We start from the raw sequence: 22,995 nt of genomic DNA on the forward strand, positions 1-22,995 counted from the left end.
ACTGTCTAACCATGGCGAAGCAGAGGATGGGTACGCGGGAGCGTCTTCAGCTGGTGGACAAATCGGTGCAGGCGCGCCTGAAACGCGTGCGCAAGCGTCTGCTCCCGATCCTGCAGATCGGCCTCGCGGCCGGACTGGCGTACTTCCTGGCACGCGACGTCGCCGGACACCCGCGCCCGTTCTTCGCACCGATCAGCGTGGTCATCATCATCGGCATGACGGGCGGGGACCGAGTGTCCAAATCTGTGGATATGGCGCTCGGCTGCATCCTTGGTGTGCTGGTTGGCGACCTCATCTTTTACCGGCTCGGCGACGGCGGCTGGCAGATCGCCGTGATCGTCGCTGGTTCGCTGCTTATTGCGTCGTTTTTCTCCAGTTCGATCCTGGTGAACAACCAGGCCGCGATCGGCGCGATCCTAATCGCCACGATCATGCCGCCGGGCGCGGAGGTTACGGGTATCGACCGCACCGTGGACGCGATCATCGGCTGCCTGGTCGCCTTGGCTACTATCGCGCTGATCCCGCAGGCGCCGATGCAGTCGGCCCGCGCGGAGGTGTCCAAGGTGCTGGGCATCATGTCGTCGGTGCTCGACGACGTCTCGGACGGACTGCGCGACAACGACCCCGCGAGCATCGACGAGGCTCTCGACCTGATCCGCGGCACCCAGACCGGCATCGACGACCTCGCCGCCGCCATTAAGGCCGGCCAGGAAACGTCGCGGGTCTCGCCGTTTTTGTGGGGCACGCGCCGCTACATTAATTCGCTCGCGCGCGTGATCCCGCCCGTCGATAATGCGGTGCGCACGACTCGTGTGTTGGCGCGCAGGGCGGGCGTGCTTGCCAACGACAACGATTCCGCCACCCCCGCCCAAATCCAACTCCTGGACACCCTTTCCCAGGTGTGCCTCGAACTTTCCGAGGTCTACGACGTCAATTCCCGAGTCGCCCAGGCCACCGTGATCCCGCAATGCGTCAACGAGCTGCGCCAGGCCGCTCAGGAAGCTGGCATGGACGTCATCCCGGAGAACGGCGTGCTGTCCGCGTACGCCATCCTGGCGCAGACACGCTCACTGATCGTGGACCTGTTGATGGTGTGCGGCATGTCCCACGAGTCCGCCCTCGCCGCTCTCGCGCCCACCTCGAAGACGCCCAAGGTCGAGCCGGAATCGTTCGACTTCGACTAGCGGGCGTCGGGTTTGGCAGCCCAAACCAACCCGCACAGCGAAAACCCCGGCTGGAAAACCCAGCCGGGGTTTGAGGCGTCTAGCGCTCAGGCGCTTAGCGCATAGTGTTTAGCGCTTGTTGATGTCGCCCTCGACGTCGCCCTCGACGTCGCCCTCGACGACGCCGTCGGTCTCGAAGCGCTCCTTGCGGACCTCCTCGGAGACGCGCTCGGTGTCGCGGACGGTGTCCTTCTCCAGGGAGACCTTCTCCACCGGGACGGACTCCTTGGAAACGTTCACGCGGTCCTCGGAGAGGGTGACGGAAGCTTCCTGCTCGCCGATGTTGCCGTCGTAGTTGGCACGGTCAGCGTCGGTGATCGGCTCGCGGACAACGCGGACCTCTTCGCGCTCAACCGGGACCTCAACGGTCTCGGTCTCGTTGACCACGTACTTGCGCAGGCGGACCTGGCCGGTCTCGACGCGGTCCTTGGAGACGTTCAGCTGCTCCTCGGAGCGGATGATCTCGCCGTTGTCTGCGACGTCGTGACGGTCGGTGTCGGCGAACTCGCGGCGCTCAGCGTCGACGTCGGTCTCGACGTCGCGGCGCTCGCCGGCAGCGTAGCCAGCACCTGCAGCACCTGCTGCGCCCGCACCAGCAGCGCCGGTCTCTGCGAAGCGGTTACCAGTCTCGTAGGTGGTCACGTCCTGGGTGTTCTCCAGGCCGTAGTGGCGGTAGAACGCGTCCTGGTCCTCGGTGGTGAGGTGGCCGTTCTCGTCCAGGTCCGGTGCGTCCTCGATGCGCTCCTTCGGGAATGCGAGGTGCAGCTCGCCGTCGCGCAGGCTGTGGCCGCGCAGCGGGACGATGGAGTCGCCGCCACCGAAGAGACCGTGGTTGACGGAAACGAAGTCCGGCTGGCCGGTGGTGTCGTTGACGTAAACGTCCTTGACGCCGCCAACCTTGTCGCCGTCGACGTCGTATGCGGTTGCGTTTGCGAGGTCCTCGATGCGGTTGAAGTCAGCCATGATTTCTCCTTAAAGGTTTTGGCTAGTAAATTTATTTTGCTACCGCGGTTTCCGTCTGGAGCGGTCCTTGCGGGAACAAAAACGAATGTAGGGAAGAGTTCCACGGCGCGTTTGGACGTCCGTTCAAAATCGCGGTTAGAACAAAAATTCGAGCGACAAACCCGCCCACTTCAGGTAGCCCTAGTCACACCCCTTTGACGTGGGCCTTTGCCTATCGACGCCACGTAAACCGCCAAAACCTACAACAAGGCTCAGTACCGGCGAGGTAACGAAACGCTAACCAAACGCCACAAAATTCCCACTGTGAGATAACTCACATTCTAGAATTTAGCCCTCGCGGACGCTCTGGATGTCGCGCAGATGGCGGTAGAACGTGACGCGGGTGACGGGGCGGGGGCGACGGATGCCGTCGATAAGCACGGCGATTTCCTCGCCCCCTGATTGCAGCGCGCGGCCTGCGAGGACCCGGGAGGCGTCGGTGCGGCGCACGGGCTGTCGCCGTAGGAAGCGGCGCGTGGGCACAAGCGGGCTGACAAACGGCACCGCGACCAGCCCGGGCGCGTCTACGGTGGGTACGAGCCGCGCCCCGTACTCGCCGCCGCCGACGAGTACGTCGGAGTCCACCACAACTTCGCCCACGTACGGCGCGGAGCCGTCGCCAGTAAATAGCTCGGCGGAACCCGCGACCACCTCGCCGAAATCCGTGCGTATGCAGGGCATCGGCCGCACCGCCCCCTCGACCGCGAGCGCCGCATCGCCGGCGCCCCACATCACAGCCGCGGGCGATTGCCTATCGACGGGCACGTACCCGACCTCCACCCACATCACATCCGCGCGCATCAGGCGGGTGAGGACGAGCCCCAAGGCGCGGTCGTCGCCGGAGACCACCACGCGCACGGGCTCGGAGGGCTGCTGCGGCGCAAACGACGGTTCGCCCAGGTGGGAGACGTTGGGGCTGGCCTGGATCTCGTCCAGGGACGGCGTGGGGTCCTCCGGCATCACCTCGCGCGCGATGTCCACCAAAAACTTCAGGTCACGCTGGCTGGGGTGCTGCGGAAGGTCGAAGCGCTGGGCGCCGGGGATGACGGGCGCGTCGCCGCACGCGCAGTGGATGAGCCGCATGGCGCTCACGCTACAATATGGCCGTTATTGCGCCATATATAAGGAGTGTGCGATGTCCGCCATCATCATTGTGGGCGCCCAATGGGGCGACGAAGGCAAAGGCAAAGCGACCGACATCCTCGGCGGCAAGGTTGATTACGTGGTTAAACCCAACGGCGGCAACAACGCGGGCCACACCGTTGTGGTGGGCGGGGAGAAGTACGAGCTGAAGCTGTTGCCCGCCGGCGTGCTCAGCGAGAACGCCACCCCGATCCTGGGCAACGGTGTGGTGGTGAACCTGGAGGCGCTGTTCGAGGAGATCGACGGCCTGGAGGCCCGCGGCGCCAACGCGTCCCGCCTGAAGGTCTCCGCCAACGCCCACCTGGTGGCCCCGTACCACCAGCAGCTGGACCGCGTGCAGGAGCGCTTCCTGGGCAAGCGCGCCATCGGCACTACCGGCCGCGGAATCGGCCCCACCTACGCCGACAAGGTCGCGCGCGTGGGCCTGCGCGTGCAGGACGTCTTTGACGAGTCCATCCTGCGCCAGAAGATCGAGTCCGCCCTGGACGTGAAGAACCAGATGCTGGTGAAGATGTACAACCGCCGCGCGATCTCCGTGGACGAGACCATGGACTACTTCGGCCGCTACGCCGAGCGTCTCGCGCCCATGGTGGTGGATGCGGAGCGTGTGCTTAACGACGCCCTCTCACGCGGCGAGCACGTCCTCATGGAAGGCGGCCAAGCCACGATGCTGGATGTGGACCACGGCACTTACCCGTTTGTGACCTCCTCCAACCCCACCGCCGGCGGCGCCTGTGTGGGTTCCGGCATCGGCCCGACCCGCATCACCGGTGTGCTTGGCATTATTAAGGCGTACACCACCCGCGTCGGCGCAGGCCCCTTCCCCACGGAGCTGTTTGATAAGTGGGGCGAGTTCCTCCAGGTCACCGGCGGCGAGGTGGGTGTGAACACCGGTCGCGTGCGCCGCACCGGCTGGTACGACAGCGTGATCGCCCGCTACGCCTCTCGCGTCAACGGCTTCACCGACTTGTTCTTGACCAAGCTGGACGTGCTCACCGGCATCGGGGAGATCCCCATCTGTGTGGCCTACGACGTGGACGGCAAGCGTTTCGACGAAATGCCGCTGACGCAGACCGACTTCCACCACGCCGAGCCGATCTACGAGACCATGCCGGCCTGGGACGAGGACATCACCGAGTGTCGGGAGTTTGAAGACCTGCCGCAGAAGGCGCAGGACTACGTGCTGCGCTTGGAAGAGCTCTCCGGCGCGCCGATCTCCTACATCGGCGTCGGCCCGGGCCGCGACCAGACCATCGTGCGCCACGATGTGATGCAGCGGTAGTGGGGTTCAGCGCCGTTGGCGGTAGTTGCAAAAGTCTCAGCAACTCCTTGGGGTTGAGCTCCCGGGTCTCTCCAACATGGTCGGCGACGTCAACGCCCAGCTGCAGCAGCAGATCGGCCTGTTCAACCCGGAGGTTGCAGTCCAGGTGGATGTGATTAACCAGCAGCTGGCTCAGTACGGCACCGATCTCGGTACCGTCGCTGGCGCACTGGCTCTGATCGCGGCTGGCATCCTCGCTGGCACGATCATCTACGACGCGTGTGCTCCGGAGGGCTCCCAGAGCTCCGTGAACGAGCTGCGCCTCGAGGGTTCCTCCGGCAAGACCTACGCCGGTTCCTCCAAGAAGGAGGAGAAGGCGGCGAAGCAGGGTTCTTCTGAGAAGAAGTAGCCTCGGCTAAGCCCAGGTTGGCCCCCGCGCTCCCGCGAGGGAGGGTGGGGGCCTTTGCCTATCGACGCCCCTCCGGCCACCCCCATAAGGGTGAAAAACGCAGCGCTGCGTCACATTCTTACTCGAAATTAAGAACCGTCTCGTTCCGCATCACCTGCAAGTGCCTCCAGGATCTGCGCGCGCACAGTTGCCTTCCAGGAAGTTTTGTGTCCCGAACTTTCTAGCTGCGGTTCTGTATGTGGAGGGTTTGCCCGGCTTGGTCGGACGGGATATATGCGCCATTGCCGCCCCTCAGCAGTCTGTTAAGAACGGCGTTTTCCGGACGTTGACCAACTTGTAATGCTTTGATTTTTTCGTCGGGGTGACCGTCGACATTTGGTTGGGCTGTGCTCGACATATGTCAATTTAGTCAACCGCGGACGTGGGTTGACATGCGTAAACATGCATAAAAACGTCATTGCAGTGTCCTTGGAGCGTCCGTACGCTTGCCCATGTTGGCCCCTTATGGACAGTTGCCTAGCTGTACACATGTCTCGGGCTCAGCGTTCTGTTGTTTCAGAGATTCCTCGAAAGGGACTTTTATGAAGAAGAACTACATCGCTCGTCGCCGTGGAACCTCCGTGGCTGCAGCGGCACTGTCGTTTGCGTTGGTTGCGCCGTTTGCGCAGTCGGTGGCTGTTGCTCAGGAAACTCCTGCTGCTGTTGCTGACCAGACTGCCGACGCTTCCTCAGCAGCCGATCAGAGCGAAACTATTGATGCTGACGCCATCGCAAGCGGGCGTGTTACTAAGGCAGCAAACCTTACTGATGCGCAGGGCGTCGGTAAGGGGCTTATCTCGGGCCACGTGTATATGACGGGGCCGAAGGGTAATCCGGGATCGACCATTGACAACGGCAACATTCCGCTCGATGGTGTCACGGTCTACGCGCAGTTCCAGGACAAGGATGGCTCCTACTCGCCGATTTTCTCCGCTAAGACCCACACCCTGCCAAATGTGGTCGGTGGTAACGGCGGTAAAGGCACGTTCGCTTTCGGAACCGAGGATAAGGGCATTACTTGGACCGACAAGCTGGGCGTTGAGCACACATGGGCTGCTCGTACGGATCAAAAGCACCGCATCTGGGTTGAGCCGTACACCAACGACCGTGGAAACAAGGTCGTAATGTTCCGTCAGGCAAACGGCTTCGTCCCGGGTTCCTTCAATGGTCTCGTTGAAGGTCCCCTTGGTTCGTTCGCCGCTGCGGATGGCAACATCCAGTTGACGGCCGCGTTCTACCAAGAGGTTCCGCCGAACCACGAAACCAGCTGGATGGCAGCCAAGGGTGACAAGCTCGTTGAGGATCCGGAGGGTCCGATCGACGCACCGGCTACGCAGCTGAATGAATCCAACGTGCTTTCCGGCCGTGTTTGGCTTGAAACTGGTGGCCCGGATAAGGGCATTGTGGCAACTGGCCCTGCGATGAACTCCATCGACGAACCCGCTGACGGTTACACGGTGTACGCATCGACGCTGACCAAGGACGGCGCCGCAGCAAACCAGAAACTGCACGAGCAGTTCAAGGACGACCCGAACAAGCTGGCGGATGCGACCAAGAAGATGCTTGAGGATAACCCTGAGTACATCCTCAAGACCGTCTACGGCAAGACCGATCCAGACGGGTACTACTCGCTGCGGTTCGGGGAGCTGACTGATGCAAATCAGACCAACGAAGATTCCCTCAACAAGGACAACGTGTTCGTGTGGGTGGAGAACGAGGATGGTGTGGTTCAGAACGGCTACACCGGTTTCCACACTCCTGTCTTCCAGAAGTACAACGATGGTGGAAACTTCCGTGCATCGGCAATCCCGGCCAGGAACAGAACTGTTACTTCCCGGGTTGAAGACCAGGGGAAGCCACGCTACGGCAAGCAGGTCAATTCGATCTACAACGTCAACTACGCACTCATGCCGTACACCCCGGTTTCGATCGTTGCTGACTACAACGCCACTGATAAGCCGGCGGCACCGGGCACTACGGTGACCCCAGAGTTCAGTGGTGACCTCTCTACGCTGCCCTCGCAGGTTGAGTGGCGTGACCAGCAGGGCAAGGTTCTCAAGACCTGCGAGCTTGACCAGTCCAAGGGCATTAAGGCTCAAGTTGCAGCTTGTACCTTTGACATCCCGGAGGATGCAGAAAAGGGCGATTACTTCAACGTAGTCCTGGTTTCTGGTGGCAACGACGTTTCCGCGTGGACCGTCCTGGTCACCAAGGACTCGGACGAATACACGCCTGCGTACGAGGACAAGTTTGTTGTCCCGGGTGAGGAGACGAAGTCCACGCCGATTTTCACCAAGGTGGACGAGGAAGGTAACCCGACTGAAGAAAAGGTCGAGGCTCCTGAGGGTTCGAAGTTCGCGATTCCGGGGGACTTTAAGGCTCCGGAGGGCTACGAGGTCGCGATTGATGAGAACACCGGCGAGATCACGGTGACGTTCCCGGATAAGTCCAAGCTGAACGCGGATACCGTTGAGGAGTTCGATGTCCCGGTGACGGTGACGTACCCGGATGGTTCCACGGACAAAGAGGTTAAAGCGAAGTTCAAGCTGGACACCGATGGTGACGGCAAACCGGATAATGAAGACACCGACGATGACGGTGACGGCATTCCGGATGACCAGGAGAAGGAAGACGGCACCAACCCGAAGGCTCCGAACCAGAACCTGGACTTCGAGCCTGAGTATGAGGATGGTTCTGGTAAGCCGGGCGAGGATGTGACGGTTCCGGCTCCGACGTTTACGGATAAGGACGGCAAGGAGACCACTGCTCCGGATGGCACGAAGTTCACTCCGGGGGAGGGTGCTCCGGATGGTGTGACGGTTGATGAGAACACTGGTGAGATCACTGTTCCGGTGCCGGAGGACGCGAAGCCGGGTGACAAGATCACGGTTCCGGTGGATGTGACCTACCCGGATGGCACGAAGGACACTGTTGATGTCACTGTCACCGTCGATGAGCCGGATGTTCCGGCTCCGGCCGAGAAGGACAATGAAAAGTACCAGCCTGGGTACGAGGATGGTTCTGGTAAGCCGGGCGAGGATGTGACGGTTCCGGCTCCGACGTTTACGGATAAGGACGGCAAGGAGACCACTGCTCCGGATGGTACGAAGTTCACTCCGGGGGAGGGTGCTCCGGAGAGCGTCGAGGTTGATCCGAACACCGGTGAGATCACTGTTCCGGTGCCGGAGGACGCGAAGCCGGGTGACAAGATCACGGTTCCGGTGGATGTGACCTACCCGGATGGCACGAAGGACACTGTTGATGTCACTGTCACCGTCGATGAGCCGGATGTTCCGGCTCCGGCCGAGAAGGACAATGAAAAGTACCAGCCTGGGTACGAGGATGGTTCTGGTAAGCCGGGCGAGGATGTGACGGTTCCGGCTCCGACGTTTACGGATAAGGACGGCAAGGAGACCACTGCTCCGGATGGCACGAAGTTCACTCCGGGGGAGGGTGCTCCGGATGGTGTGACGGTTGATGAGAACACTGGTGAGATCACCGTGAAGGTGCCGGAGGACGCGAAGCCGGGTGACAAGATCACGGTTCCGGTGGATGTGACCTACCCGGATGGCACGAAGGACACTGTTGATGTCACTGTCACCGTCGATGAGCCGGATGTTCCGGCTCCGGCCGAGAAGGACAATGAAAAGTACCAGCCTGGGTACGAGGATGGTTCTGGTAAGCCGGGCGAGGATGTGACGGTTCCGGCTCCGACGTTTACGGATAAGGACGGCAAGGAGACCACTGCTCCGGATGGCACGAAGTTCACTCCGGGGGAGGGTGCTCCGGATGGTGTGACGGTTGATGAGAACACTGGTGAGATCACTGTTCCGGTGCCGGAGGACGCGAAGCCGGGTGACAAGATCACGGTTCCGGTGGATGTGACCTACCCGGATGGCACGAAGGACACTGTTGATGTCACTGTCACCGTCGATGAGCCGGATGTTCCGGCTCCGGCCGAGAAGGACAATGAAAAGTACCAGCCTGGGTACGAGGATGGTTCTGGTAAGCCGGGCGAGGATGTGACGGTTCCGGCTCCGACGTTTACGGATAAGGACGGCAAGGAGACCACTGCTCCGGACGGCACGAAGTTCACTCCGGGTGAGGGTGCTCCGGAGGGTGTGACCGTTGATGAGAACACTGGTGAGATCACCGTGAAGGTGCCGCAGGACGCGAAGCCGGGTGACAAGATCACGGTTCCGGTGGATGTGACCTACCCGGATGGCACGAAGGACACTGTTGATGTCACCGTCACCGTCGACGAGCCGGCAAAGACCCCGGATTGGAACGACGAAACCACTACTCCGGGTGAGCCGGTCGAGATCGAGAAGGATCCGAACTCCGGTGATTTCACGCCGGGTTCGACGGTTGAGGTCACTGATGGCCCGGGCACCGCTGAGATTGATGACAACGGTAAGATCACGGTGACTCCGTCTGATGAGGCGAAGCCGGGCGACAAGATTGTCGTTGATGTGAAGGATCCGGAGGGCAAGGTCATCGACACCGTCACGGTGACGGTCACCGATCCGGATGCCACCCAGGCCGAGACCTTCGACCCGAACTACGAGGAGCTCACCCAGGTAACGGTCGACGGTGACAAGGCAACCAACAACCCGTTCGGCGGGGAAGATGCGCCGCTGAAGAACATCGATTCCAAGGCATCGGACGGCTCCCAGGATTGGGAGTTCCAGATGCAGGAAAACGGTGTCATCGTGGCCACCGCACCGACGATGGCTGAGGTTGGCGAGGCTGTCGGCGAGCAGCTGCCCACCATTGACAAGAGCTGGGAGAAGTTCGTTGAGACCTTCACCCCGTACGCTCGCCCGACCGTGACGGTGGACTTCACCTACGAGGATGACTCGAAGGACGAAGGCGTCGACGCGAACTTCGACCTGCTTGGCAAGGACGGTAAGTCCCTGCTGGATCCGAATGGCGACTTCGACGGCGACGGCCACACCAACAAGGACGAGATCGAGAAGGGCACCAACCCGGCTGACAAGGACTCCAAGCCTTCTGAGGGCGACGATGTCAAGGACACCACTCCGCCGACCGTGAACCCGATCAAGCCGGGTGATAAGACCATCTCCGGTACGGGTGATCGTCCGAACGAGGACATCATCGTTGAGCTGCCGGGTGGCAAGAAGGTCGAGACCAAGACCGACAAGGACGGCAAGTGGACCATTGATGTTCCAGCTGGTGTTGAGCTCAAGCCGGGCGACAAGGTGATCGTTTCCGACGGTGCTGGTAACAAGACCCCGGCTCAGGTTGGTATTGACACCGGTAAGTGTGTTGCTACGTCCCTCGGGTTTGGTCTGCCGCTGCTGGCGTTGATCCCGCTGGGTCTGGCGTCGCAGATGGAGATTCCGGGTCTGTCCAACGTTGTGGCTGACGCGAACGCTCAGCTGCAGGCTGCGAACACCCGCATCCAGCAGCAGCTGGGTCTGTTCAACCCGGAGATTGCCGCGCAGGTTGATGCGGCGAACCGTCAGCTGGCGCAGTTCGGCACTGACATCGGCACCGTTGCCGGTGGTCTGGCGCTGATCGCGGCCGGCATCCTGGCTGGCACCCTGATCTATGACAACTGCTCCCCGAATGGTGGCGGCAGCTCTGTGAAGGATCTGGAGCTGAAGGGTTCTTCCGGTAAGACCTACGCTGGTTCTTCGAAGAAGGAGGACAAGGCTGGCGAGAAGGCTGCTGACAAGAAGTAGTAGTTTCGCGTAGCCCGGCTAAGTAGCCCCTGTTCTCCCTTTATGGGAGGGCAGGGGCTACTGCTTTATGTGACGCCTGGTACCGATGTCGACGGCCCGATCACGGTCACCGACCCGAACCTGCCCAACGGCGCAGTCGAGGCCGAGGTGCCGGTGGACGGCCACGAGAAGAACCGTGACGACAACGATTCCGACACCGCGTCCGTGACCACCCCGGACGTCCCGGCGGACGGCAACGCGCACGTTGTCGGCCGCGTGGACAACCCGGACAAGGACGGCGGCTACACCGGCAAGCTCGTGGACCGCTCTGGCAAGGAGATCGAGGGCGGCGTCGTCGAGATTGACCCGGAGACCGGCGAGATCAAGGTGACCGTGCCGGCCGGCACCGACCCGCGCGAGGCCTTCGTGGCCGTGCGCGACAAGGACGGCAAACGCGTCACCGACAAGGACGGCTACGACCTGCGCGTCAACATCGTCGCCCCGAACTACGGCGACGCCACCGCGGTGAAGCCGGGCGAGAAGGGCACGTCCAAGGATCCGTTCGCGGGCCAGGACCTCACCGCCGCAGTGGTGGGCGCCGAGGTCGAAGGCTCCAAGGGCGCGGACAACTGGAGCTTTACTATCGACGGCACCTCCGGCGTGATCACCGGCCAGGCCCCGACGAACGAGCAGCTCCAGGATTCCTTCACCGAGAAGTTCCCGAACGGCAAGACCACCTGGGACGACTTTGTGAAGCAGTTCGACGGCATCGCCAACCCGTCCGCGACCGGCACCATCACGCTCGACGGCGTGAAGGATCCGCTGACCGGCGAGGCGAAGTTCGAGCTGGTGGGCCAGGACGGCCGCTCCATCCTGGACCCGAACGGCGACTTCGACGGCGACGGCGTGTCCAACCGCGACGAGATCGAGGGCAAGTCCGACCCGTTCGACGCGGACTCCACGCCGTCCGAGGGCCAGGATGCGCCGGAGAAGCCGGCTCCGGAGCCGGAGAAGCCGGGCCTGACCGACGACGAGCGCAAGCGCTGCATCGCCACCTCCGTCGGCTTCGGTCTGCCGCTGCTGGCGCTGATCCCGATCGGCCTGGCCACCCAGACCGCCATCCCGGGCCTGAGCCCTGTGGTGGAGCAGTACTCCGAGCAGATCCGCCTGGCTAACGCCCGGATCCAGCAGGAGCTGGGCGTGTTCAATCCGGAGATTGCGCTGCAGGTCGAGGTGATTAATAAGCAGCTGCGCCAGTTCGGCCTGGACGTGGCAACCGTGGGCGCAGGCCTCGCACTGATCGCCGCCGGCATCCTCACCGGCACGGTCATCTACGACAACTGCACCCCCGGCGGCATTGGCAGCTCCGTGCAGGACCTCGAGCTGAAGGGCTCCACCGGCAAGACCTACGCCGGTTCTTCCGAGAAGAAGTAACCGAGTAGGGCCCGGTCCCTAGCCGAGCCGAGCGCCCCCGCTTCCCGCACTGGGAGGCGGGGGCGCTTCGTCGTTGGGCCGCCGCAGTTCCTCGCCCCGATCCGTGTGATCACTTTTAATGATCGATCATTATTTGTGAAGTATGCTGCTCAATATGGATATGAGGCATCGTATTAACGAAGCTTTAGAGCGTCAGAGACTGCCGTTGAGTATTTCCAAGCTGAGAACCTTCCCCTGTGAAGGTGGCCAGTGTGGACATGCGCTCGTCGCGGTTGATACGGAAGGTGGTTCGTCGACCTTTGAATTGCCCGTATTTGTGATGACGGGCGGATTTAGTCCACGGCAGCAGCCTCGCCTGGAGCGAGACGGGTTTATGGTGCTTGCGGAGAAGATCCAGCCGTCCGTTGCAGAACGCCTAAGGCGTTCGGGAACTGCTTTCGCCGATGTCCGAGGGAATTGTTTTTTTCGGGAAGGGCAGGTGGTGATCGATGTTCGTGGGCGCACTGAAATGCCGGACCGAAAGAAGACAGCAAACCGGTCCACACGTGCGGTAAATCTGTTTGCACCCAAGCGTGCGCAGGTGGCCGCGCTCATATTGTCCTATCCGGAAGTGTTGTCGATGTCGGTGCGGGATATTGCAAAGGCATCCGGAGTCTCTTTCGGAACCACTGTCAACGCTTTGAATCTCTTTGCGGAAACTGGGTACTTGGTCGCACGCGGTTCCGAGCTTGCCCTCGCCGGTCATCGGTTCGACGCTTTTGCAGAGTCGTGGGCTGACGCATTCCCGGCCGGGTTAGGAAAGAATATCGAGATCTACCGCGGGTTCGGCGATATTCATCGTTTGAAGGAAGAGTTTGGTGGTGTCTGGGTAAGCGGCGAGGCGGCGGTGCCGGAACTGGTTCGCGGCGGAGAATCAGTGCAGCTGTACCTCGAAGACCCGGATGACGCTGCACGAATCATACGTGCATGCAGGATCCGTTCTTCCCCGGAAGGCACTATTACGCTACGACAGGCATTCTGGGATCTTGATGTAGTCCAGCAGCAAGCGTTAGTAGTGGCGCAAGAATCCGCTAGTTTAGGTGGGCGGCCTCAGGTCCCGCTTGCGCTGCTGTATGCGGATCTGTGGACAGCGGGGGATCCGCGTTTGGCTGAAATTGCTCAGGAGATTCGGCAGCGCATGAACGATCGGGGGAACTGGTGACGAAGTTTGAAGACGCAGAGTTGTGCGTCTTGTTTGAAGAACTGAACGAACATGTCGATTTAGAAGCCGTGATGCTCATTGGTGCTAAATGTCGTGACATACACCAGCTGAGGTACCGCGACACTTTGCCGGCGAGAACTACCGAGGATGTGGATCTCGCTCTCGCCGAAGATGGATGGAAGCCGTTTGAAACATTGCGGGAACTCTTTCCGTCTAAGTCGAATGCCTGGCAGAAGCTCACCATTGGTTCTCTTCCAGTTGACGTTGTTCCTTTTGGGGCGGTGGAACGGCCGCCAGGGACGGTTGCTGCGGGGGACGGTATGGAGATGAACGTTTCCGGTTTCCAAGAAGCTTTTGACGCTCGGGAGTTCTTTTCTCTTTCCAACGGTATGAAGATTGGTATTCCGACCGTGCCAGGGTTTGCTGCGTTGAAGCTTCACGCCTGGTTGGACAGGCATTCAGGTGGGGTCTTCAAAGATGCGACTGACCTAGCTTTAGTGCTTGCTTGGTATGAAGCTGAGGATGAATTTCTCTGGGACAATTTCGACGAGGTAGAAGATGAAGATCTAATCGGCGAAACGGACCGAATGGCGGCAGCTGTACTGGGGCGCAAGGTCCGGCAGCTGCTCGGTCCATCCGCTGCGGCGTTTTTGGCAGATCGGTTTGAGGAAGAGACGAATAGCGAGCTGGATAGATTCGCAGAAAACTTGACGGTGCAGGGCGAGCGCCCCCTCCCGTTCCGCCGGCGTCGACAGCAGGTGTCTGACCTTGTGGGAGCGTTGACGCCGGCTCAGGACTAGAGGGGTATTTACCCAGCTCACGCGTTTGCGTACCAGCCTGCATCCATAACTGTGGGATAATTCGTTCCCATGACTGTTCCGCACTCTGCAGAGCACCCCACCGACCACTCCGCCGACGACACGGGCGCTATCCCCACCGTCCCCGCTGCACCCGCTGCCAGCGAGGAACCGGCGGAGATGCCGCGCCGCGCGCTGATCTTGGGCGAGTCCGCGATGGCGCTGGACCTAGAGCAGGCCTACAAGCGCATGGGCTTTGACACCCGCATCGGCGCCGCGAGTATTGCGGAGGCGTTTTACCCGGGCATCATCGTCACCTCCGGCGACGCTGAGGACACGATCGAGACGGTTCAGGAGGTCTCGGAGCGCGTCGGTGCGGTGGTGGCGCCGTCGGTGGAGGCGTGCCGCCACACCGCGGACCGCATGGCGGTGCGCAAGCAGGCCAACGAGGAGCTGGGCCTCCCCGTCCTGGATTACGAGTTCGCCGCGACTCCGCAGGAGATGCACGACGCGGTGGAGCGCATTGGCTACCCGTGCGTGGTCAAGGCGCCGACCAGCAAGGACGGCGAGGGTTTCAGCTTCGTGCACAGCGACGCGGACCTCGCGGACGCGTGGCGCGCCGCCGACCGAGGCCTGGGGCAGGGCGCGGTGGTGGAGCGCTTCATCGACTTCGACTTCGAGGTCACCATCCTCGCGGCGCGCTCCATCGACCCGAGCACGGGCGAGTTGGCCACGTGGTTCTGCGAGCCGATTGGCACCCGCCACAGGGAAGGCCGGCTCGTCGAAAGTTGGCAGCCCGCGCCGCTGCCTGAGGCGGCGATGGATAACGCCCGCTCGATCGCGGCGCGCATCACCGGCGCGCTGGCCAGCTGCGGCATCTTCTCGGTGGAGATGTTCGTCTCGGGCGACGACGTGTACTTCTCCCAGGTCACACCGCGCCCGAGCCGCGACGGCCTGGTCACATTTGTTACCCAGCGCATCAACCAGTTCGACCTGCAGGCACACGCCACGCAGCGGCTGCCCATTGATTCGACGCTGATCAGCCCGGGTGCGGTCCGCTTCCTTGAGGGCCACCCGTCGCAGGCCGCGCTCGCCGCGGCCATGGCGGTGGAGGAGGTCACGGTGCGAATGCTTGGCGACGGCACCCTGGTCCTCGCCACGGCCGATTCCGCGGCGGAGGCCCGCCAACGCACTGACGAGGCCGTCCGGGAGATCTACAGGGTCGACGGCAAACCCGGCGAGAATTAGATCACACCTTTCGGTTCGTCTTGGTGGCGCTCTCACCGGTAAACTGTTGCATGTTTGCCCACGACGAAAGGTGAAGCCATGTCTCAACGCCAATCATTGCTGGTAACCCTCGCAAACCGCACCTTCGACGGACTGGATCTGCAGCAGCTTGCAAGCCGTCTGGAGTTGCCCCTGGTGCGGCTTTCGGGTGACAGCGTGGCAGAAATCTTCAACTCCGAGCAGATCACCGAAGAGCCGGCGCTGTACGCGGGCACCGGCGACTACAACTTCGACGCTCAGCTCGCCGCAGCCCTCGGCGCCCCGGTGCTGCTCGCCGCAGGCGACGAAACGGCTGCCAAGCTCGCGGAAGCGAGGATTGGGGAGTTGGGGGCGACCGTGGCGTCGATAAGCAATGGCGATTTTGACAACGTTGAGCCCGTCGAGGCCCAGCAGGTGATGAGCCCCGTGGTGTTCGAGCGCCAGCTGATCGAGCAGGCGCGCGCCAACCGCAAGCACGTGGTGCTGCCGGAGGGCGAGGACGACCGCATCCTGCAGGCCGCAGACCAGCTGCTCAAGCAGGGCGTGGCCGAGCTGACCATCCTCGGCGACGTGGACGACATGAACCGCCGCGCAGCCGATTTGGGCCTGGACCTCACCGGCGCGAACCTGGTCAACCACCTCGAATCCGAGCTCGCCGAGGAGTTCGCCGCCGAGTTCGCGGAGCTGCGCAAAAAGAAGGGTGTGACCATCGAAGAGGCGCGCGAGACCATGAAGGACGTCTCCTACTTCGGCACCATGATGGTGCACAAGGGGCTTGCCGACGGCATGGTCTCCGGCGCCGCGCACACCACCGCGCACACTATTAAGCCGTCGTTCCAGATCATCAAGACCGCCCCGGGCGCGTCCGTGGTGTCCTCGGTCTTTCTCATGGTCATGCAGGACCGCCTGTGGGCGTTCGGCGATTGCGCCGTGAACCCTAACCCGACCGCGGAGCAGATCGGCGAGATCGCCGCCGTGTCGGCTCAGACCGCCGCGCAGTTCGGCATCGACCCGAAGGTGGCCATCCTGTCCTACTCCACCGGCACCTCCGGCTCCGGCCCGGACGTGGACCGCGCCGTGGAGGCAACCGCGAAGGCCAAGGAGCTCGCGCCGGATGTGGCCATCGACGGCCCGCTGCAGTTCGACGCCGCCTGCGACCCGGGCGTCGGTAAGAAGAAGGCCCCGGATTCCCCGGTCGCCGGCCAGGCCAACGTGTTCATCTTCCCCGACCTGGAGGCGGGCAACGCGGGCTACAAGATCGCCCAGCGCACCGGCGGCGCGCTCGCGGTCGGCCCGGTGCTGCAGGGCCTGAACAAGCCGGTCAACGACCTGTCCCGCGGCGCGACCGTGCCGGACATTGTCAACACCGTGGCCATCACGGCGATCCAGGCGGGGGCGAAGTAAATGTCCTACGTACTCGTCATTAACTCCGGTTCTTCCTCCATCAAGTTCCAGATCGTCGACCCGACCTCGGACGCGTCCGCGGACCCGTTCGTCTCTGGCCTGGTCGAGCAGATCGGCGAGCCGCAGGGCCGCATCACCATCAAGTACGAGGGCCAGAAGTTCGTCGTGCAAAAGGCAGTGCCCACCCATGCCGACGGCCTGCAGGAAACCTTCAAGCTTCTCGACGCCAAAGGCATCGGCCCGACGCAACTCGACATCGTCGCCGCAGGCCACCGCGTCGTGCACGGCGGCATGGTCTTCTCCGAGCCGGAGCTGATCCTGGACCCGGTGGTGGACATGATCCGCGACCTGATCCCGCTGGCGCCGCTGCACAACCCGGCCAACATCGACGGCATCGAGGTCGCCCGCGCCCTGCTGCCGGACATCCCGCACGTGGCGGTGTTCGACACCGGCTTCTTCCGCGACCTGCCCCCGGCCGCCGCCCTGTACGCGATTAACGCCGAGGTGGCGGAGCAGAACCTGATCCGCCGCTACGGCTTCCACGGCACCTCCCACGAGTTCGTCTCCGCGCAGGTGCCGGAGCTGATCGGCCGCGATCCGAACCACACCCGCCAGATCGTGCTGCACCTGGGCAACGGCGCCTCCGCGTCGGCCGTGGCCAACGGTCATCCGATTGACACCTCGATGGGCCTGACCCCGCTGGCCGGCCTGGCCATGGGCACCCGCTCCGGCGACATCGACCCCGGCATCATCTTCCACCTGGTGCGCCAGGGCGGCATGTCCATCGACGAGATTGACAACCTGCTCAACCGCCAGTCCGGTGTGAAGGGCCTGTCCGGCGTGAACGACTTCCGCGAGCTGCGCTCCATGATCGAGGAAGAAAACGAAAACGCCTGGCTGGCCTACATGGTCTACCTGAACCAGCTGCGCCGCTTCATCGGTTCCTACATGATCGCGCTGGGGCGCGTGGACGCCATCACGTTCACCGCCGGCGTCGGCGAGAACGACCAGCACGTGCGCATGGACGCCCTGGACAACCTGAAGATGTACGGCATCGAAGTCGACCCGGAGAAGAACGCCCTGCCCAACGACGGCCCGCGCATCATCTCCACCGACGACTCCAAGGTGAAGGTCCTGGTCGTGCCCACCAACGAGGAGCTGGCCATCGCGCAGAAGGCCGCCGCCGTCGCCGCCCGCGTGGGGTAGTGCGGCTTTTCAGCCCCGGCACCGGTTCGCGAGTTCTGGTGCCGGGGCTTTCTGCTGCGCTTTTATCTGATCGTCTAGCAGGTTGTGCGGTGCTGCTAGACGATCAGCCCCATACTGAAACTCAATGCCATCAACACCTGGGGAAATGCGTAGCGGGGTGCCGGATCGTATAGCAGGACGAGGCGGCTACTAGACGATCTGCGACTGGTGGGCTGGTCTGTTTTCGCGTCGACCGCGCCTTGGTTAAAAATATGACGATTGCCAGCCCTGTGATGGATTGCACAAAAGTTCTCTTGAACTCGGGCGTAGCAGGGTAGAGGTCTGCGTTGACCTCGGGCGGAGCGTCTTGCAACTCCCGAAAGCATAATTGTGTTGTTTTCATGGGATTGCGCGCTATAGATTTACAGAAGCAGAAAACCGTATTGTTGGCTGTTGATTGAGTCGGCGGTAGATAAAAAGATTCAGAAAAGGGGTCTTGCAATGACTGGAAAGCATGACCGCGCGATTGCGTGCCGGCGCGGGACATCGGTAGCCGCGTGCGCGCTCGGCCTGTCGCTTGTGGTGACGGGTGTCCAGCCGGTTGCAGCCCCGCAGACCGCTTCGCAGGCGTCGGCGCAGCTGCTGACCGATGCGCAAAAGTCGTTGGTGAGGTACCCAACCTCCACAAGCGTGAACTACGGTGAGACAACCAAAATCAGCCCGAACGTTAACCGTCTGACTGTCTACCCACCGAACGGATACAAGCTCGCCGACAGCGTTAACCCGGGCTGGGGGGCCACAATCGACCCAGAGTCCGGAGAAATTTCAATCACTCCGGACCCGGACGCCGATCTTGGAGAGAGCGACAAGATCGAAGTTCAATTCACGTTCAAAGATGGCTCCACCAAGACCGTCGACGCCGCCGTTAGCGTGCAACCCGACCCGGAATACGTAGACCAGAGCGACAAGGTGTTCTGGACTGGGAAAGCAATCAACGCTATCGACATCCGGGTGAACAAAGCTCCCCGGAGTTCGGCGCTCACCATCGATGAGTCCACGCTGCCACCAGGTGTCACCGCCACGCTGCGTAACTTCGGCAATATCAAGCACATCTTCCTGAAGGGCACCCCGACTGAAACCGGCACTTTCACGGTGAAAACCCAGCTGGTGGAGGGCGGAAGCGTTGTTGCCGGCGCCGACGGGCCACTCGAGCAGACCTTCACGATCACGGTGAAAGACTCTGCAGATTTGCCGGCTCCGGTCGCACAAAACATCGTTGACGATCCGGCACCGGTGAAGCCCGGTGAGGAGGTCAACATCGCCATTCCCACAGAGAACGCATCGTCCGTCGAGGTCACTGACCTGCCGGAAGGCTTGACCTATGACCAGGAAAACAGCAAGATCACCGGTAAGCCGACGACGTCGGGCACGGCGAGAATCGACATCATTACTAACGACGCCAAGGTGATCACCGACACCATCGACATCCAGGTGGAGGAGGCAGGCGGATCGACGACACCGGCAACGACGACGCCTGAAGACTCGACGCCGGAGCCGACCTCCGACCAGACCACGTCCGCACCGGAGCCGTCTGTCCCGGTTACTTCTGAGCCGACCTCTGCGACGCCGACCTCCGGGCAGTTGACGACTCAGCCGCAGCCGACGCCAACTACCGCGCAGCCAACGTCCGGTCAGCCGACCTCGGGCCAGCCGACCACGGCGCGGCCGACCTCCGATCAGCCGACAACCACCGACCAGACCACGTCCGCGCCAGAGCCGTCTGCCCCGGCTACCTCTGAGCCGACTTCGACGACCCCGACGTCTGGTTGGGTGCCGACACAGCCGGAGCCGACGTCAACTACTGCGCAGCCAACGTCCGGTCAGCCGACTTCGGGCCAGCCGACTTCGGGCCAGACGACTACAGCTCAGCCGACCTCGGGCCGGACCACGTCCGCACCGGAGCCGTCTGCCCCGGCTACCTCTGAGCCGACCGCAGCGACGCCGACCTCTGGGCAGCTGACGACTCAGCCGCAGCCGACGTCAACTTCTGCGCAGCCGACGTCAACTACTGCGCAGCCAACGTCCGGTCAGTCGACCACGGCGCGGCCGACCTCCGACCAGCCGACAACCGCCGACCAGACCACGTCCGCGCCGGAGCCGACGACAAAACCGTCCACGCCGGGTTCTTCCGAGCCGACCTCGACGACCCCGACGTCTGGTTGGGTGCCCACGCAGCCGGAGCCGACGTCAACTACTGCGCAGCCAACGTCCGGTCAGTCGACCACGGCGCGGCCGACCTCCGACCAGCCGACCTCCGACCAGACCACGTCCGCACCGGAGCCGTCTGTCCCGGTTGCTTCTGAGCCGACCTCTGCGACGCCGACCTCCGAGCAGTTGACGACTCAGCCGGAGCCGACGTCAACTACTGCGCAGCCAACGTCCGGTCAGCCGACTTCGGGCCAGCCGACTTCGGGCCAGCCGACTACAGCTCAGCCGACCTCGGGCCGGACCACGTCCGCGCCGGAGCCGTCTGCCCCGGCTACCTCTGAGCCGACCGCAGCGACGCCGACCTCTGGGCAGCTGACGACTCAGCCGCAGCCGACAACCACCAAGCCGACCTCGGGCCAGACAACCGCGGCGCAGCCGACCTCCGACCAGCCGACAACCACCAAGCCGACCTCGGCGCGACCCACTACGCCCGCACCGCAACCGACGACCAGTGCGCAGCCGGCCCCGTCGGTCGACGACTTCGCCTGGGACAAGCTGACCGTGCAGGCGGGCACCACCAAGGTGACCGTGCCTTCCCGCAAGCCGTCCGAAACCGTCAACGTGCGCGTCGACGGCGATGCGCCGGAGTGGCTGTCCGTGGCGTCGGATGGTCAGGTGTTGGCCGATCCGGGCCGCGACGTCAAGCCGGGCGAGTACACGGTCGACGTGGTTTCCGGAGCGGGGGAGCGCGACATCATCACGGTCAACGTCACCGCTCCGGTGAGCGACGCCGACCGCATCAGCGGCGTGAAGTACAAGGACTCCTACGTCCAGGCGGGAAAGACGAACTCCAGCCGCCAGCCGATCGCCACCATTGACCGCGACGGCATCGAGTACAAGAGTCAGCCGCTTCCGGCCGGCACGAAGTTCTCCACCAAGAGTGCCGAGGGAACCGTTGACCCGGACACCGGCGTCGTCACTGTGAAGGCGCCGCTGCGCACTCCGGCGGGCGAGACCATCGAGGTCCCGGTCGACTTCACCTACCCGGACGGCACGACGGGCAAGGCCACCGCGGTCTTCCACGTCGACGTCGGCGCGCAGAACGAGGCCTACAAGCCCGCCTACCAGGAGGGTCTCGGCGCGCAGCCGGGCAAGACTGTTGTGGTGCCGCTTCTCGACGGCACGTTCCCCGTCAACAAGGACGGCCAGAACATCGGCCAGTACGCGCTGGCCCCGGTGTTCGACGACAAGGGCAACGAGCTCGGCGCGGACAAGGCCTACAACGGCTGGGATATCAGCATCGACCCGGACACCGGCAACATCTACGCCACCGCCCCGGAGGAGCACCCGGAGCAGATTACTGTCCCGGTGACGGTGCTGTACTCCGACGGCACGGTCTCGGACAAGGACAACGAGCCCACCGTTTTCGCCCGCATCGCGGCGCTTAAGGGGCAGTCGTTGGCGGACTCCACCGAGGCCGCGGGCTACGGCAAGCCGTTCTTCGACGCGGACGGCAACATCCGCATGTTCCCCACGGGCTCGATGCCCCCGGGTGCGACCTTCGAGCAGACCGGCCTGACGGCGCTGCCGGTGGAGGTTGATCCGGAAACGGGCGCGATCACCGTGAAGGTGTCGGAGGATGCTCCGGTTGGCGCGAACTTTGACATCCCGTTGAAGCTGACGCTTCCGGACGGCTCCGCGCAGGAGATCACGGTGCCGGTGTCCACTAAGTCGGAGGCCGCAAACCAGGTGGTGTCCTGGCGTCCGGTCAAGGTCACCGAGGCCGGCACCCCGGTCACGGTGGCGCCGAGCCAGGCCCCGGCGGGCACGACCTACGCGCTGGCCGCGTCCTTCGACGCGCAGGGCTGGCAGGTGTCTGTTGATCCGAAGACGGGCGAGATCACGGTCGCCCGCAACGGCGACGAGGACGACCCGCAGGCGGCGCTGATTCCGGTTGTGGTGACGTTCGCGGACGGTTCGCAGCGCGTCGTCGAGGTGCCGGCAACGACCGTGCGCGGCACCGCGGCGGTGGCGAATGTGGAGTACCCGCGTGTGGTCATCAACGCTGGCCAGACCGCAATTTTGCGGCCGAGCGTCGCGGGGGCGTCGTTCTCCCTGGTCAAGCCGATCCCGGGGCTGCGCACGCAGATCGATCCGGTGACGGGCGAGCTCACCGTCGTCAGCTACGACGGCACCGTCCCGGGCCCGCGCGACATTCCGGTCCAGGTCACGTTCGAGGATTCCTCGAGCACGATCACCTCGGCGCGGGTTGAGGTCCGCACCAAGTCCGGCATGAGCACGCTCGCCGAGAGCACATTGCTTGACGACGTCTCCGCTGTCGGCCGCCCCGACTTCACCACACGAGTCACGCTGCCGGTGCCCAAGAAGGCCGCGGACTATCCGTTCAGCTTGGGCGAGTTCGACGCGGAGGGCTGGGAAGTCTCGTTGGACCGTGCCCGCGGCGTGCTCGAGTTCCGCGTCCCGGCCGACGCCGCCGGCCAGGTCAAGCAGATCCCGGTGAACGTGCGCTTCGCCGACGGCTCCACGGGCCAGTTCAATGTGACGGTGGAAGTGGATGGCGTTGCGGCCGGAGGGTCGTCGCAAAGCAATGGCTCCTCGAAGCCCTCGCCGTGGGTGTGGGCGCTGGCGGTGCTCGGTTTGTTGGGTACAGCTGGCAAGGTTCTGTACGATAATTGCGATAAATTTCAACACTTTTTAGAGCAGTGGGTGTAGGGA

Annotated in this window: 13 protein-coding genes; 11 read left to right on the forward strand and 2 right to left on the reverse strand. The window is 63.1% G+C overall.

Annotation, left to right across the window (positions count from 1 at the left end; all coding sequences use genetic code 11):
- The first annotated feature begins 11 nt into the window (after nucleotides 1-11).
- Complete coding sequence (locus ACF3NP_RS11830; RefSeq protein WP_181889150.1) at nucleotides 12-1,184, forward strand: FUSC family protein; 1,173 nt, start codon at nucleotides 12-14, stop codon at nucleotides 1,182-1,184.
- Between the two features lie 108 nt (nucleotides 1,185-1,292).
- Here the strand turns inward: ACF3NP_RS11830 and ACF3NP_RS11835 are convergent, their stop codons facing one another.
- Both ACF3NP_RS11835 and ACF3NP_RS11840 read right to left on the reverse strand, forming a co-directional pair.
- Nucleotides 1,293-2,186 carry a PRC and DUF2382 domain-containing protein gene (locus ACF3NP_RS11835; RefSeq protein WP_181889149.1) on the reverse strand — a complete coding sequence of 298 codons (894 nt, stop codon included), beginning with the start codon at nucleotides 2,184-2,186 and terminating at the stop codon, nucleotides 1,293-1,295.
- A gap of 327 nt (nucleotides 2,187-2,513) precedes the next feature.
- Complete coding sequence (locus ACF3NP_RS11840) at nucleotides 2,514-3,308, reverse strand: hypothetical protein (RefSeq protein WP_181889148.1); 795 nt, start codon at nucleotides 3,306-3,308, stop codon at nucleotides 2,514-2,516.
- 52 nt (nucleotides 3,309-3,360) lie between these two features.
- On the opposite strand from ACF3NP_RS11840, the gene ACF3NP_RS11845 reads away from it, so the two are divergent.
- The 10 genes from ACF3NP_RS11845 to ACF3NP_RS11890 all read left to right on the forward strand — a co-directional run bounded on the left by ACF3NP_RS11845 (nucleotide 3,361) and on the right by ACF3NP_RS11890 (nucleotide 22,992).
- The gene (locus ACF3NP_RS11845; protein WP_181889147.1) at nucleotides 3,361-4,650 is read left to right on the forward strand and encodes an adenylosuccinate synthase; all 1,290 of its coding nucleotides are present in this window, start codon (nucleotides 3,361-3,363) and stop codon (nucleotides 4,648-4,650) included.
- 25 nt (nucleotides 4,651-4,675) lie between these two features.
- Nucleotides 4,676-5,038, forward strand: coding sequence for a hypothetical protein (locus ACF3NP_RS11850; protein ID WP_181889146.1), 363 nt, complete (start codon nucleotides 4,676-4,678; stop codon nucleotides 5,036-5,038).
- A 581-nt stretch (nucleotides 5,039-5,619) separates the two neighbouring features.
- Nucleotides 5,620-10,785, forward strand: a complete 5,166-nt coding sequence (locus ACF3NP_RS11855; protein ID WP_392398731.1) for a YPDG domain-containing protein — start codon at nucleotides 5,620-5,622, stop codon at nucleotides 10,783-10,785.
- A 69-nt stretch (nucleotides 10,786-10,854) separates the two neighbouring features.
- Complete coding sequence (locus ACF3NP_RS11860) at nucleotides 10,855-12,198, forward strand: hypothetical protein (protein WP_181889144.1); 1,344 nt, start codon at nucleotides 10,855-10,857, stop codon at nucleotides 12,196-12,198.
- Between the two features lie 154 nt (nucleotides 12,199-12,352).
- Nucleotides 12,353-13,399 (forward strand): type IV toxin-antitoxin system AbiEi family antitoxin, encoded by a 1,047-nt coding sequence (locus ACF3NP_RS11865; protein ID WP_392398732.1) that lies wholly within the window; start codon nucleotides 12,353-12,355, stop codon nucleotides 13,397-13,399.
- A complete protein-coding gene (locus ACF3NP_RS11870) occupies nucleotides 13,396-14,199 on the forward strand; it encodes a nucleotidyl transferase AbiEii/AbiGii toxin family protein (RefSeq protein WP_392398733.1) in 804 nt (267 codons plus the stop codon). Before ACF3NP_RS11865 ends, ACF3NP_RS11870 begins: the two co-directional genes overlap by 4 nt.
- 69 nt (nucleotides 14,200-14,268) lie before the next feature.
- Nucleotides 14,269-15,444: an ATP-grasp domain-containing protein gene (locus tag ACF3NP_RS11875; protein ID WP_392398734.1), complete on the forward strand. Its 1,176-nt coding sequence runs from the start codon at nucleotides 14,269-14,271 to the stop codon at nucleotides 15,442-15,444.
- A gap of 78 nt (nucleotides 15,445-15,522) precedes the next feature.
- Nucleotides 15,523-16,866 carry a phosphate acetyltransferase gene (gene pta, locus ACF3NP_RS11880; RefSeq protein WP_181889141.1) on the forward strand — a complete coding sequence of 448 codons (1,344 nt, stop codon included), beginning with the start codon at nucleotides 15,523-15,525 and terminating at the stop codon, nucleotides 16,864-16,866.
- Nucleotides 16,867-18,072: an acetate kinase gene (locus ACF3NP_RS11885; protein ID WP_181889140.1), complete on the forward strand. Its 1,206-nt coding sequence runs from the start codon at nucleotides 16,867-16,869 to the stop codon at nucleotides 18,070-18,072. It abuts the gene before it with no gap.
- A gap of 480 nt (nucleotides 18,073-18,552) precedes the next feature.
- Nucleotides 18,553-22,992 (forward strand): Rib/alpha-like domain-containing protein, encoded by a 4,440-nt coding sequence (locus tag ACF3NP_RS11890; protein ID WP_181889139.1) that lies wholly within the window; start codon nucleotides 18,553-18,555, stop codon nucleotides 22,990-22,992.
- Nucleotides 22,993-22,995: the final 3 nt, after the last annotated feature.

The sequence above is a fragment of the Corynebacterium lehmanniae genome (genome assembly GCF_043161975.1).
Classification (GTDB): domain Bacteria; phylum Actinomycetota; class Actinomycetes; order Mycobacteriales; family Mycobacteriaceae; genus Corynebacterium; species Corynebacterium lehmanniae.